General features: G+C 66.2%; 15 protein-coding genes and 1 tRNA gene. 4 read left to right on the top strand and 12 right to left on the bottom strand.

The features are described 5' to 3' along the window. Nucleotide 1: 1 nt before the first annotated feature. From AC5Y21_RS01920 to AC5Y21_RS01910, 3 genes are all read right to left on the bottom strand, one after another. Nucleotides 2-1,063 (bottom strand): phosphotransferase family protein, encoded by a 1,062-nt coding sequence (locus AC5Y21_RS01920; RefSeq protein ID WP_499908809.1) that lies wholly within the window; start codon nucleotides 1,061-1,063, stop codon nucleotides 2-4. Nucleotides 1,064-1,610: 547 nt separating this feature from the next. Continuing rightward, nucleotides 1,611-1,967 carry a hypothetical protein gene (locus AC5Y21_RS01915; protein ID WP_499908807.1) on the bottom strand — a complete coding sequence of 119 codons (357 nt, stop codon included), beginning with the start codon at nucleotides 1,965-1,967 and terminating at the stop codon, nucleotides 1,611-1,613. Between the two features lie 245 nt (nucleotides 1,968-2,212). After that, a tRNA-Leu gene (locus AC5Y21_RS01910) sits at nucleotides 2,213-2,296 on the bottom strand. A 61-nt stretch (nucleotides 2,297-2,357) separates the two neighbouring features. Here AC5Y21_RS01910 and AC5Y21_RS01905 point away from each other — a divergent pair. Continuing rightward, nucleotides 2,358-2,738: a hypothetical protein gene (locus tag AC5Y21_RS01905; RefSeq protein WP_499908805.1), complete on the top strand. Its 381-nt coding sequence runs from the start codon at nucleotides 2,358-2,360 to the stop codon at nucleotides 2,736-2,738. After that, nucleotides 2,735-3,085: a DUF3817 domain-containing protein gene (locus AC5Y21_RS01900; protein ID WP_499908803.1), complete on the top strand. Its 351-nt coding sequence runs from the start codon at nucleotides 2,735-2,737 to the stop codon at nucleotides 3,083-3,085. Before AC5Y21_RS01905 ends, AC5Y21_RS01900 begins: the two co-directional genes overlap by 4 nt. Before the next feature lie 182 nt (nucleotides 3,086-3,267). Here the strand turns inward: AC5Y21_RS01900 and rdgB are convergent, their stop codons facing one another. The 8 genes from rdgB to clpS form a co-directional block, all read right to left on the bottom strand. Next, nucleotides 3,268-3,879: an RdgB/HAM1 family non-canonical purine NTP pyrophosphatase gene (gene rdgB, locus AC5Y21_RS01895; protein WP_499908956.1), complete on the bottom strand. Its 612-nt coding sequence runs from the start codon at nucleotides 3,877-3,879 to the stop codon at nucleotides 3,268-3,270. Next, nucleotides 3,876-4,655: a ribonuclease PH gene (gene rph, locus AC5Y21_RS01890; RefSeq protein ID WP_499908801.1), complete on the bottom strand. Its 780-nt coding sequence runs from the start codon at nucleotides 4,653-4,655 to the stop codon at nucleotides 3,876-3,878. Before rph ends, rdgB begins: the two co-directional genes overlap by 4 nt. A gap of 60 nt (nucleotides 4,656-4,715) precedes the next feature. After that, the gene (locus AC5Y21_RS01885; RefSeq protein ID WP_499908799.1) at nucleotides 4,716-5,492 is read right to left on the bottom strand and encodes a cyclic nucleotide-degrading phosphodiesterase; all 777 of its coding nucleotides are present in this window, start codon (nucleotides 5,490-5,492) and stop codon (nucleotides 4,716-4,718) included. Nucleotides 5,493-5,564: 72 nt separating this feature from the next. Further along, complete coding sequence (gene murI, locus AC5Y21_RS01880) at nucleotides 5,565-6,380, bottom strand: glutamate racemase (RefSeq protein ID WP_499908797.1); 816 nt, start codon at nucleotides 6,378-6,380, stop codon at nucleotides 5,565-5,567. Next, the gene (locus tag AC5Y21_RS01875; RefSeq protein ID WP_499908954.1) at nucleotides 6,377-7,033 is read right to left on the bottom strand and encodes a rhomboid family intramembrane serine protease; all 657 of its coding nucleotides are present in this window, start codon (nucleotides 7,031-7,033) and stop codon (nucleotides 6,377-6,379) included. Before AC5Y21_RS01875 ends, murI begins: the two co-directional genes overlap by 4 nt. Nucleotides 7,034-7,101: 68 nt before the next feature. Continuing rightward, nucleotides 7,102-8,124 carry a P1 family peptidase gene (locus tag AC5Y21_RS01870; RefSeq protein WP_499908795.1) on the bottom strand — a complete coding sequence of 341 codons (1,023 nt, stop codon included), beginning with the start codon at nucleotides 8,122-8,124 and terminating at the stop codon, nucleotides 7,102-7,104. Continuing rightward, nucleotides 8,121-8,708 (bottom strand): oxidative stress transcriptional regulator AosR, encoded by a 588-nt coding sequence (aosR, locus tag AC5Y21_RS01865; protein WP_499908793.1) that lies wholly within the window; start codon nucleotides 8,706-8,708, stop codon nucleotides 8,121-8,123. The genes AC5Y21_RS01870 and aosR overlap by 4 nt, the downstream gene beginning before the upstream one ends. A 25-nt stretch (nucleotides 8,709-8,733) precedes the next feature. Next, on the bottom strand, nucleotides 8,734-9,039 hold the full coding sequence (gene clpS, locus AC5Y21_RS01860; RefSeq protein WP_499908791.1) for an ATP-dependent Clp protease adapter ClpS: 306 nt from the start codon (nucleotides 9,037-9,039) through the stop codon (nucleotides 8,734-8,736). 66 nt (nucleotides 9,040-9,105) lie between these two features. Here clpS and AC5Y21_RS01855 point away from each other — a divergent pair, with 66 nt between their 5' ends. Next, nucleotides 9,106-10,404 carry a nicotinate phosphoribosyltransferase gene (locus AC5Y21_RS01855; RefSeq protein ID WP_499908789.1) on the top strand — a complete coding sequence of 433 codons (1,299 nt, stop codon included), beginning with the start codon at nucleotides 9,106-9,108 and terminating at the stop codon, nucleotides 10,402-10,404. A gap of 19 nt (nucleotides 10,405-10,423) precedes the next feature. Continuing rightward, nucleotides 10,424-12,409 carry an ATP-dependent DNA helicase gene (locus AC5Y21_RS01850; RefSeq protein ID WP_499908787.1) on the top strand — a complete coding sequence of 662 codons (1,986 nt, stop codon included), beginning with the start codon at nucleotides 10,424-10,426 and terminating at the stop codon, nucleotides 12,407-12,409. 14 nt (nucleotides 12,410-12,423) lie between these two features. Here AC5Y21_RS01850 and AC5Y21_RS01845 read toward each other — a convergent pair whose 3' ends face one another. Continuing rightward, nucleotides 12,424-13,008, bottom strand: coding sequence for a TetR/AcrR family transcriptional regulator (locus tag AC5Y21_RS01845; protein ID WP_499908785.1), 585 nt, complete (start codon nucleotides 13,006-13,008; stop codon nucleotides 12,424-12,426). Between the last annotated feature and the right edge of the window lie 243 nt (nucleotides 13,009-13,251).

Genomic DNA, 13,251 nt, shown 5'->3' with positions numbered 1-13,251 from the left:
CTCATCCGATCAGCTCCAGCGTCCCCAGATCGCGGATCGCCTGGCAGCCCCGCGCGAGCATGGTCAGCACCATATCGTCGCCGCGCTCGGTGGCAGCGGCGAAGGCGAATCCCAGCGCCGAGATGAGGACGGTCTGCGGCATCCCGAGTCGGTAATCGCGCCAACAAGTTTCACGGTCATAGTCGGTGACGCCGTAGCCGATCAGCGCTTGATGATAGGCGTCGACGAGGTCTTCTTCAATCGTCAGGCGCAGTTCTGAATTCAGACTTGTCGCGGTGAAGTAGGCGAGGTCGCGTGCGGGCAGGCCGGTACCGAGCGTCTGCCAATCGACCACGGCGACACGGGTGCGTTCGGGGTCGAACAACAGGTTGTCAAGACGATAATCGCCATGCAGCAGCGCGAACCTGTCCGGCGCTTCAAGAAGCCAGGGTGTCACCAAACCCATTGCCGCAGTGAATGTCTCGCGATCTTCGCCGCTCATTCGGCCACCGAGCTTGTCCAGCGTGATGTCGGCGCTCAACTTCGCCACATCTCCAAGGCCCTTGGCCGCGGCCTCATCCGGACGGGGAAACGCGACACCGGGCAGGTCAAGCCAGAAAGGATCAGACCAGCTGGGGCCGTGCAATCCTGCCAACGCGGTGACGGCCAGCCGCGCCTCCTGCTCGCCACAGCCCGCGATCTGATCCCCCTGCACAGCGGGTGCCTGATCGGCCAGCAACAGAGCGAATTCGAAAGCGTCTTCGCTGATCTGGCAGTGGAAGCATCGCGGTGTGGGCACCTGCACGCGAGCGGCCACGGTGCTGTAGAACGCGCATTCGCTGCGATAACCGATGACGACCCGGTCGCGCACGGTGTCGTCCTGGGCCGGCAGTTTGATGACGAAGGTCTGCGGCAAATCGCCCGGATCTGCGGCATATTTGGCCGACACCCGATACGTCGCTCCGGTCTGTCCGGTGCCGATCGCGACGACTTCGACATCGGACACGTCGATGCTGAGTGCCGCTGACAGCCACTCAGGCGTGACATCGCCGGGGTATCGCGGAATCGCCACCGTCGTGGACAACGTGCCTCCCAGTCTTGATCCGACGGACGATCAGGTCCGACTGACTGGTCAACTGTAAGGCATACGGCAACCGCCGCCGCTTAGTGCTTGGCGTCGCAATTGAAGCCCGCGGGAAAGTCACCGCACAGGGGCCGGTTCACGTCGACCCAGCCCTGGTTTGTGCAAATCGTGTAGGTCCCGTCGTCATGAGGGCCGATGGTTGCCAGACGGGCACATTCTCCGTGCGGCTTAAGTGGCTCGTCGACGTGAACCCACCCAGCCCCCGTACAGAGCGAATAGCCGGCGGCTTCCGGCACCACCGTGCCCACCGAACCCCTTTCGCATGGTCCCGAAGGCGTCGCACCTGCCGACGGTGAAGCGACGAAGGCAGCCGCGATGAAGAGTGGTGCCAGTGCGACGGTTCGTAGCGTGATGCTCGGCATTACGTACTCCCTGGTCAGCAACAAACGGACGTTTGCTGTTGAAAGTACGTCGTTAGCCGAAGCCGCGTCATTACATTGATGCGTGCGGAGGCACTCGACCCCTATCCAGGTTGTCCGTGCACGGATTAGTCGTCGTCGGGAAGTCGCTCCGTGGCGGCAATTTCACGCTCGACTTCGGCATCTTCCCGCCGGTCACCGGCTTTAAGACGCTCCACGTGTTGGTCTGCGCGTTGCACTCGCTCGCGCTCTCGCTCTTCAGCCGTACCCTCGCGTGCGTCTGCCCGCAGCTCTCGTTCGTCTGCCAACTCCTCGCGGGCGTTTGCGATTCGGTCCCGCTCATCAGCGACCCGGTCTCGTTCGTCGGCGAGCCACTCCCGTCGGTCCAACTCGGCCTCGCGATGCGTGAGAGCGTTCTCGTGCCCATCGAACGCCGCTGCCCGGCGATTAGGCTCACCGGGAGTTGTTGTCGGGGTCTCAGGCACCACGGCTCATCTTACAGCTACGACAGGGTAGACATCGCCCCACGGATGCTGACACTTTTGGCGAAGCCGCCCCCGGCGTCGACGCGCGTACAGACGTCGTGCTGTCATTGCCGCTCTCAATATCGTTGTGCTTCAACCAAATTAAGGCGTAGACTTCGCGTGAACCTTGAGTGAAGTGTGTTGTAGGGCAGCCCGCGGTGGCTTTGAGACGGGCGCACGGTCTAGGCGTGCCCTACCAGCAAAGGTGCGGGCGGAGGGACTCGAACCCTCAAGCTCGTAAGAGCACCGGCACCTAAAGCCGGCATGTTTGCCAATTTCATCACGCCCGCGGCGTTGCCGATCGTACCGCTCTGCGCACTGACGAACTTCCCCAGGCGGTACGGTCGTGAAGTGTCCACTATCCACCGTCGCAGGCCCGCAATGATCGCTTTGGTGATCGTCGCGGCCTGCGGCTGCCTGGCGCTGGGCTGGTGGCAGTGGACCAGATATCAGTCGGCCTCGGGCACCTTCCAGAACCTCGGCTACGCGCTGCAGTGGCCGCTATTTGCCTGGTTTTGCGTTTACGCGTACCGCAAGTTCGTTCGCTACGAAGAGGTGGCTCCGGAACCAGGGAAGCCTGGCGCCGTCACCGAAATACCTGCCGGACTCCTGCCCGAACGTCCGAAGCCGATGCAACCACCCATCGACGATCCCGCCCTGCGGGAGTACAACGCCTACCTGGCCGAGCTCGCGAAGAACGACGCCGAAAAGCAGAACAGGACCACCGCATGACCACGCCGGAGACACCGGAATCGCAAGCGCCCGCTTTCCCCGCCGACAAGATTCGTCCCGCGCTGCTCGGTTACCGAATCATGGCGTGGACGACGGGTATCTGGCTGATCGCACTGTGCTACGAAATCGTCTCGCACCTGGTTTTCCACCACGAAATCCGGTGGATCGAAGTGGTGCACGGGTGGGTCTATTTCGTCTACGTATTGGCCGCCTTCAACCTCGCGATCAAGGTCAGATGGCCGATCGGCAAGACCATTGGTGTGCTGCTCGCCGGCACCATTCCGCTGCTGGGCATCATCGTCGAGCATTTCCAGACCAGGAGCGTCAAGGCGCGCTTCGGCCTGTAGAGCGTCACGCCCCGTCGTCACATCCGCCACACGAGCCGCTAGAGGCGGCAGCGCACTTTTTGTCCAGCTTCGAGCGACAATTCGGTTGTGAGATAACAGTTTTGGCGGCACCAGCCGAACTGTCGCTCGGAGCCGGACAGACCGACCGGCGCCTCTGAGAGAGGCCAGTGTGGCTGGTGTGATTAGGCTTCGACACCGGCCAGAGCGCGCAGCGCCGGCAGCAGCAGCGCCAGTGCCCGACCCCGATGCGATATCGAATCCTTCTCCGCCGGACTCAGCTGCGCGGCCGTGCAGTCGTAGCCCTCCGGAATGAAAACGGGGTCATATCCGAACCCCCCGTCGCCCGACGCCTCCCGGGCAATCGACCCCGGCCACTCCCCGCGCACCACGACCTCGCCGGACCCCGAAACCAGCGCGCAGGCCGACACAAACGCCGCACCGCGCCGCGAGTCGGGCACATCGCGCAACTGCGCCAACAGCAACTCGGTGTTGCGTAAGTCGTCGCCGTGGTGACCCGACCAGCGGGCCGAAAGCACGCCGGGCATGCCGTTCAAAGCGGCCACCGCCAAACCGGAATCGTCGGCCACGCTTGCCAAGCCCGTCGCGGCGAATGCGTCACGCGCCTTGGCCCGCGCGTTGTCCTCAAAGGTCGCACCAATTTCCGGCGCTTCGTCGAAGGGCTCCACATCGCTGAGTGACACCAGCGTCAACCCCGACAGGCCCGCAGCGTCGAGCACCCGGCGTAACTCAGCCAGCTTCTTGATGTTGCGGCTGGCGACCAGCAGGCGGGTCAGGTTCCGAACGCCTTCGGCGGTGGCGGTCCCTCCGGCAGCGCACCCGGGTAGGGCAGCTCCAAGGCCTCGCGCTGTGCGGCGAACAACTTGTCGCAGGCACCCAACGCCATGTCGAGCATCTTGTCCAGAGTCGACCGCGGAAACGTCGCGCCCTCACCGGTTCCCTGGATCTCCACCAAGGTCCCGGTGTCGGTGGCGACGACGTTCATGTCGACCTCGGCACGCGAATCCTCTTCGTAGGGCAGGTCGACGCGAATCCGGCCGTCGACCACACCGACGCTGACCGCCGCGATGGCGCACGACAGCGGCCTGGGATCGGACAGCTTGCCGGCCGCCGACAGGTAGGTCACCGCGTCGGACAACGCTACATAGGCGCCCGTGATGGCGGCGGTGCGAGTGCCGCCGTCAGCCTGCAGCACGTCGCAGTCGACGGCGACCGTGTTCTCTCCCAGCGCCGCCAGGTCGATGCACGCCCGCAGCGACCGGCCGACCAGCCGGCTGATCTCCTGGGTGCGACCGCTCACCCGGCCTTTCACCGATTCGCGGTCTGAGCGGGTGTGGGTGGCCGACGGGAGCATTGCGTACTCCGCGGTCAGCCACCCCAATCCCGACCCCTTGCGCCAGCGCGGCACTCCCTCGGTGACGCTGGCGGTGCACATGACCTTGGTGTGACCAAATTCGACCAGTACCGAACCCGCCGGATGATGGGTGAAACCACGCGTGATGACCACGGGGCGAAGCTCGTCGTCAAGCCGCCCATCTTCTCGTTTGGACACGACGCCAACCCTAGCTGTCGAAGGAACCCATTCTTAGGGCGCGCAAACTCTGGACGCCTATCAAATACGGGGGATATCGAACGTCTCGCCGCACACCACAGCGTGCACCGGACCGTCGAACTCGGCCTTGGCCTCGCTGATCACGTCCTCCCGCGAAGTCCACGGCGGGATGTGCGTCAGCAGCAGCTCGCCAACGCCCGCCTCCGCGGCGGCCCGGCCCGCCTCAGTGCCCGACAGATGCAGCGCGGGCGGGCGATCGTTCGGTGCGTGCGTCCAGGATGCCTCGCACAGGAAAACGTCTGCGCCACGCGCTAATTCGACGATCTGCTGGCACGCGCCGGTGTCGCCGCTGTAGACGAACGATGCGCCGCTGGGATCGGTGATCCGCAAACCGTACGACTCAGTCGGGTGAGCCACCACCCGCGGTACTACCGTCAGGGCCCCCAGGGCCACCGGCTCACCGTCCACCCAGTGGTGAATCTCGAAGATGTCCGAGCAATCGTCGATCTCACCGCCGTAGGGTGAGGACGCGGCGCCCAGTCGCGACCAGGTGTCGCTCGGGCCATACAGCAACGCCTTGCCGACCGGCTTCGACGGGTGGTAGCGACGCCACACGAACAGCCCCGGCATATCCAAACAGTGGTCGGCGTGTAGGTGGGTCAACAGCACATGTACCGACCCCGGGTCGGTATACCGTTGCAGCGCACCGAGCACTCCCCCGCCGAAGTCGAGCACAAACGGAGGCGTGTCCGGTGCCCTGACCAGATATCCCGACGCAGGCGAATCCGGACCGACGACGCTACCCGAGCAGCCCAGCACGGTTATTCGCACGGTCACTACTGTGCCATGCCCGATACCAGGATGAGGAATACATCGCCCATTCGGTGGTCAGAATCTGTCCGCATCGGCTCAGCGAACGCGTACGTGGTGAACAGGTTGCACACCCGTCACGGCGGGACCCAGGAATCGCGCCGCCAGTTTGGTGAACGCCTCGGGATCACCCGTGGCTTCGAACACCCGGGTGGCGGGCGGCGCGTCATGCGGACGCAGTAAATCCCGCTCGGTGAGAACCCGAAGCACTTCCTTGGCGGTCTCCTCGGCGCTGGAGACCAGCGTGACGTTGTCGCCCATCGCCAGTTGAATCAATCCGGACAGCAGCGGGTAGTGCGTGCAACCCAGCACCAGCGTGTCGACCTCGGCACGCTGCAGGGGCTCCAGATAACCCTCGGCCAGCCCGAGGACCTGCCGCCCGCTGGTAACCCCGCGCTCCACGAAGTCGACGAACCGCGCGCAGGCCACCGCGGTGATCTCGGTGTCGCGGGCCGCGGCGAACGCGTCCTGGTAGGCGTGCGAGGTGATCGTGGCCCGCGTGCCGATCACGCCGATGCGGCCGTTGCGGGTAGCGGCGACCGCACGGCGCACCGCCGGCAGGATCACTTCGACGACGGGCACGTCGTAACGTTCACGCGCGTCCCGCAGACAGGCGGCCGACGCCGAGTTGCACGCGATCACCAGCGCCTTGACACCGCGGCTGACCAGATCGTCGCCGATGGCCAGCGCGTGCGCACGGATCTCGGGAATGGTGAGCGGCCCGTAGGGCCCGTTGCCGGTGTCGCCGACGTAGACGATGTCCTCGTCGGGCAGTTGATCGATGATCGCCCGCGCGACCGTCAATCCTCCCACGCCGGAGTCGAAGATCCCGACGGGCGCTAACGGCGAACTCAACGGCCGGCCTTTTTCTGGGCGCGGGCCTTACGTTCCGGAGCGGACAACAGATACGCCGCGACGACGCCGGCGATCGCCCCGCACAGATGGCCCTGCCACGACACTCCGGGAGTGCCGGGCAGCACGCCGAGCAGGACGCCGCCATAGATGAACAACACGATGATGCCGACGACGACCTGCCACAGCTTGCGGGTAAAGAACCCGAACACGATCAGGAACGCCAGCCAACCGAAGATGAGGCCCGACGCGCCGATGTGGTTGGTCTCGCAGCGCACGCCGACGTACGGGCAGTGCGCACCGACATTGCCGATCAGCCACGTGCCGAAGCCACCGAGAATCCAGACGATGGCGGTGGCGAAGATAAACCGTGACAAACCCGCGAGCGTCATCAGGAAACCGAGCACCAGCGCCGGAACGGTGTTGGCGATCAGGTGATCCCAGTTCGCGTGGAGCAGCGGCGCGACGAGGATGCCCCAGAGCCCGTCGGTCTCAAGCGGCCGGATGCCGTTGGAGTCCAGGCGATGATTGGTCAGGTTGTCCCATAGCTCGACGAGCCACAGCAGCACGACGAAGCTGACGATCGTGGTCCCGCCGACAACCCATTGGGGCCGCCTCTGATCCTGCTTCACCGGCAAGTTGCCCGATCGCTTCATATGGCGCCGCTCCTTCTCATCGCTGCGCCCTGCATCCATCCAGGTTACCGGCATGGACGCAGCCGGAGTCAGATCCCAAACGCTCCCGGCAGCACACCGCGATAGGTCGGTATTCCGGCTACCGACTCGGCGGCCAGCACACCGGCCAGCACAGCGCGGGCCAGACAATCGGCCGCCGCCGCGCCGACCGCGGTAACCAGCGCGGTCTCCGGCGACAGTGCAGCGGGCGTGTCGGCCGCGGGCGGCACCTCGATCGCGCCGGTGGCCAGCGCGAACACCGTGTCGCCGTCCAGCGGGGTGTGCGCCGGCCGAATGGCTCGGGCCAGGCCGTCGTGGGCGGCGATGGCGACGCGCCGGCAGGCCGCCGGGCTCAGGGCGGCATCTGTGGCAACAACCGCGATCGTGGTGTTGAGCGGGCTCAACGGGGACGGCAGCTCGGCGAAGGCCGCGATCTGCTGGGCAGGCGGCGGCGTCAGCCCGAATTCGCCGGTCAGGTCTGCCATCCAGGGCAGACCGGTGGTGCGGTCGGCGACATCGCCCGCCGCGTTCGCCACCGCGATCGCGCCGACCGTCACACCCGACGACAGAGTTGTCGAGGCCGTTCCCACGCCGCCCTTCAATACACCGGCCCGCGCACCCACCCCCGCGCCGACGGTCCCGACGGCCACGGTCTCAGCGGCAGCCTGCGCGGCGGCGTAACCGAAGTCAGCCGTCGGCCTGCAGTCCCAGCCGCCGACCGGCAGGTCGAAAACCACCGCACCCGGCACGATAGGCACCACACCGGCACCCATGGCCACGCCCCGCTGGTGTTCCTCGAGCCAGCGCATGACGCCGTCGGCTGCCGCCAGGCCGTAGGCGCTGCCACCGGCAAGCAGCACCGCGTCGACGTAGCGCACGGTGTTGACCGGATCCAAGAGATCGGTCTCCCGGGTCCCTGGCGCACCGCCCCGGCAATCGACCGCACCGACCGTGCCCGGCGGTGTCAGAACGACGGTGGCGCCGCACGCCCAACCCGTGCCGAGCGACGCGTCCGGATCCAGCTTCTGGTAGTGACCGACCTGGATGCCCCCGACGTCGGTAATGGCGTTCATCGGGCCGGCTTCCCCATCAGGACCAGAACCAGGTACTCCTGCAAGACCGTCAGCCATTGGTAAACGTCGAGGTGCCCGGCCAGCGGATGGTCGTCCGGCAGCTGCTCCGGTCCCTGCGGGCCGATCTCGAGCAGGACGCCCAGCGTCAGCCGAAGGTCGTTGACCGCGGCGATCCAGGCATTCGCGACCTCCTCAGTCAGCTCCAGCCGGCCGCCGTTGTCCGGAACAGTATCCAACAACTTTTGTGCCGCAACGCGTTTAGCGTCGATGATCTCCGGCTCATGCAAACTGCGCAGCGCGGCGTTGAGGCTGTCGCAGTTATCGGGCTCCGAGGAGTCCGCGTCATCTCGCTTGTAAAAATCCGGCAGCAACCGGCGCAGCATCGGGTCCGGTGGACGCTCTGCATTGCCGGTCTTGATGCCGGTGATCTCCTGCAGTTCGTCTGAGGGCGAGGACGACTCACGCTCGTCGAGCAGGTCGATCATCGCCGTGACGAGGTTCTTGAGCAGCGCCGCCTCGTGCAGGTCCAAGGCGGACCGAAAACGGGGACCGTCGGCGGTCTCGACGCGCTTCCATTTGCGCACAGGGAATCCCGAATACCCTCGAAACTCACCGGTCGTGCTGCATCGTCGCCCACAAACCGGCAGCATGCAGCTTGGACACGTCGACTTCCATGGACTCTCGACTACCCGCCGAAACCACAGCCTTGCCTTCGTTGTGCACCTGCAGCATCAGCTTGGTGGCATGCGGCTCGCTGTAGCCGAACAACTTCTGGAACACATACGTCACATAGGTCATCAGGTTGACCGGGTCGTCCCACACGATCGTGACCCATGGGCTGTCGGTGACGGCTACCGGCGAGGACTCGCGTTGTCCGGTAGTGCCCGGCTTGGTGGGAGCTGAGGCAGCAACCATGGCCCCTAGGATACCGAGACGCCGGACGTGAGGACGCGAGCCGATACCCCCGGATAACGTTGCCCTGTGAATGAGCCGCCCTTGGCCGGCCTGCTGACCGACAAGTATGAGCTGACCATGCTGGCCGCGGCGCTGCGTGACGGGACTGCCGATCGTCGGACCACGTTCGAAGTGTTCGCCCGCCGCCTGCCCGCCGGCCGCCGGTACGGGGTGGTCGCCGGGACCGGCCGCCTGCTGGAAATCTTGCCGCAGTTCAGGTTCGACGACGACGCGTGTCAGCTGCTGGCGCAATTCCTCGATCCGGACACAGTGCGCTACCTGCGTGATTTCCGGTTCAGCGGCGATATCGACGGCTACGCCGAGGGCGAGCTGTACTTCCCCGGCTCTCCCGTGCTTTCGGTGCATGGCAGCTTCGCCGAGTGCGTGGTGCTCGAAACACTGGTGCTGTCGATCTTCAATCACGACACCGCGATCGCGTCCGCGGCGGCGCGCATGGTCAGCGCCGCAGCAGAACGCCCGCTGATCGAGATGGGATCCCGGCGAACGCATGAGCGTGCCGCGGCGGCCGCCGCGCGGGCGGCCTACATCGCCGGCTTCACCGCGTCATCGAACCTGGAGGCCCAGCGCCGATACGGAATACCCGCCGAGGGCACCGCCGCGCACGCCTTCACCATGCTGCACACCAGCAATGACGGACCGGACGAGCTTGGCGCGTTTCGCGCCCAGGTCGACGCGCTGGGCACCGGGACGACGCTGCTGGTGGACACCTATGACGTGACGACCGGCGTGGCCAATGCCGTGGCCGCGGCCGGAGCCACGCTCGGTGCGGTGCGCATCGACTCCGGCGAGCTGGGAGTGCTGGCCCGGCAGGTGCGTCAGCAGCTCGACCAGTTGGGGGCCACCCATACCCGCATCATCGTGTCCGGCGATCTTGACGAGTTCTCCATCGCGGCATTACAAGCCGCGCCGGTGGACAGCTACGGTGTCGGGACGTCGCTGGTCACCGGCTCGGGCGCGCCGACCGCGAATATGGTCTACAAACTGGTCGAGGTCGACGGCATTCCGGTGCAAAAGCGCAGCAGCCACAAGCAATCCCCCGGCGGCGGCAAGGAGGCGCTGCGGTTGTCCCGCGCGACGGGCACGGTGACCGAGGAGATCGTGTATCCGGCGGGACGGCTGCCGGCCAGCGCCGAGCCGTGCCGGGTGTTGACGACAGCGCTGGTCCGCGGCGGGCACGTGGTGGCCGATACCGACCTGGACTCGGCACGTCAGCTGGTGGCATCCGGACTGCGCAGCCTGCCGTGGGAGGGGCTGAAATTGGCGCCCGGCGAGCCGGCGATTCCGACGACGACGATCACGGCCTGACTCGGCTACGGTCGACGACGTGACTAGGTCCGCGTCCCGGTCCGTGGCCGAGCTGCTGGCCATCGCGGTGGCCGCGCTCGGTGGGAGCGAGCGCAGCGGCCAGCAGCAGATGGCCACCGCGGTCGCACAGGCCTTCGAGACCGGTGAGCACCTCGTCGTGCAGGCCGGAACGGGTACCGGCAAGTCGCTGGCGTATCTAATTCCCGCGATCGTCCGCGCCGTCAAGGACGACAAACCGGTGGTGGTGTCGACGGCGACAATCGCACTGCAACGCCAACTCGTGGATCGCGACCTGCCCCGGCTGGCCGACTCGCTCGCCGATGCGCTGCCGCGCCGCCCCCAGTTCGCGTTGCTCAAAGGGCGCCGAAATTACTTGTGCCTGAACAAGGTTCACGGTGGCGGGGCGGCCGCTGAAGACGACGGGCCGCAGGAAGAACTTTTCGACCCCATAGCGGTCAGCGCGCTGGGGCGCGATGTGCAACGGCTCACGACATGGGCATCGACCACCGAGTCCGGTGACCGCGACGACCTCAAGCCCGGTGTGCCGGACCGATCCTGGTCTCAGGTCAGCGTTTCCGCGCGGGAATGCATCGGCGTCGCCCGGTGCCCGTTCGGCTCGGAGTGCTTTTCCGAGCGGGCGCGCAGCCGCGCCGGCCGGGTCGACGTCGTTGTCACCAACCACGCGCTGCTGGCCATCGACGCCGTTACCGAATCGGCGGTGCTGCCGGAACACGCGCTGTTGGTGGTCGACGAAGCACACGAGCTTGTCGACCGGGTGACGTCGGTGGCCACCGCGGAGCTGACGTCGGCAACGCTCGGTGCGGCCTCGCGACGGATCACCCGATTGGTCGGCCCGGAACTGCTCCAGCGGCTGGAGGCGGCGTCGACGAATTTCGCCGCGGCCATTCACGACGGGACACCGGGCCGCATTGATTACCTCGACGAAGAGATGGCGACCTATCTTTCCGCGCTGCGTGACGCAGCCAGTGCGGCACAGTCGGCCATCGACACCACCAGCGACGCCAAGGCGGCATCGGCACGCGCCGAAGCTGCCGCTGCGCTGAGCGAGATCTCCGATACCGCGTCGCGGATCCTCACATCGTTCACCCCCGCTATCCCCGATCGCACCGACGTGGTCTGGCTGGAGCACGAGGACAACCGGGGCGTGGCGCGCGCCGTTATGCGGGTCGCGCCGCTGGGGGTGGCGGACCTGCTTGCCACGCAAGTGTTCTCCCGTTCGACAACGGTGTTGACGTCGGCGACGCTGACGGTCGGCGGTTCCTTCGACGCGATGGCGACCGCGTGGGGACTGGCAGATGGGTGGCGTGGCCTGGACGTCGGATCGCCTTTCCACCACGCCAAAGCCGGGATACTTTACATCGCCGCCCATCTGCCGCCGCCGGGCCGCGACGGCACCGGGTCGGCCGAGCAGCTGACCGAAATCGCCGAACTCATCACCGCGGCCGGCGGACGCACGCTGGGGCTGTTCTCGTCGATGCGGGCCGCGCGGGCGGCCGCCGAGGCCATGCGCGACCGGCTGTCGACGCCGGTGTTGTGTCAGGGCGACGACAGCACCTCGACGCTGGTCGAGCAGTTCAGCGCCGATGCGGCGACGTCGTTGTTCGGCACGCTGTCGCTGTGGCAGGGCGTCGACGTGCCAGGACCGTCGCTGTCCTTGGTGCTGATCGATCGCATCCCGTTCCCCCGGCCGGACGATCCGATGTTAAGCGCCCGGCAGCGGGCGGTGGCCGCGCGCGGCGGGAATGGTTTCATGGCCGTCGCCGCCAGCCACGCCGCGTTGCTGCTGGCGCAGGGATCCGGCCGGTTGCTGCGCCGCGTCACCGACCGCGGTGTTATCGCGTTGCTGGACTCCCGGATGGTCACCGCACGCTATAGCGACTACCTGCTGGCGTCGCTGCCACCGTTCTGGCGGACGACCAACGCCGCTCAGGTCCGGGCGGCGCTGGAGCGGCTGTGCGGTCCACCCGACAGTCTTTCCGCCTGAAGATCCCGGAAGCGTCAGCTTTTCTTGCGGAGGGCCCGGCCCATCACTTGATCGAAGGTTTCGGCGAGGCGCGCGCTTATCCGCTCGGGCAGTCGATCATCGTGCAGCGGGTCGTAGTTAGCCGGCAAATACTGGCGGTCGATGTAGAGGCCGGCCGCGATCGCCGACCACATTTTGACGGCGCGCTGCACCCGCCGGCTCTGCGGATCGATTCGCATACGTTCAGCGAGCGCGCGTGCCAGTACCTGCTTGCGGGCAGCCGATGCCTGCTGTTGCAAATCCCGATTTGAGGTGACGATGCAGGCCATCGCCAGCATTCGGTCACTCGTCATGACGCCGCAGCCGTTGGTGATGGCGGTCAGCATCTCCGTGGTCGCGATCGACAGCGCCTCGGTCGGGTCGATGTCTGTCTCAACATGGGCAAGTGCGACGACGGTGGCATGCAGCACGTCTTCGACGAGCGACATGATCACCGCATTCTTGGACGCGAAGTAACGCGTGAAGTCACGTGGCGATACGCCGGCGGCAGCGGCGATCTGGTCGACGGTCGTGCGGTCATACCCCTGCCGGACACAAAGATTCACCGTCGCGATGATCAACCATTCGCGGCAGCGCCGTTCCTCGGTCGACAACTCGTCCCACTGGCTCGCCTGACCCTCAGAACCCGCGATGTCGCACTGTCCGCCTGGGGCGATTTCCCGACGGCCGAAGCCGCCCTTCTCGGGCCGCACTGATACAGAACTGTTTGCAGCCACGGGTTCCCCTTTTCTCGCACTGACCCACCCGATGCGAGGAGCCGTACCCTTTGCTGGCAGCAAATATTATGCCATGATCGACGAGAA

The organism is Mycobacterium sp. NGS41 (assembly GCF_059812725.1).
The sequence above is the reverse complement of the archived record's forward strand: the minus strand, read 5'-3'. Positions and strand labels throughout refer to the sequence as shown.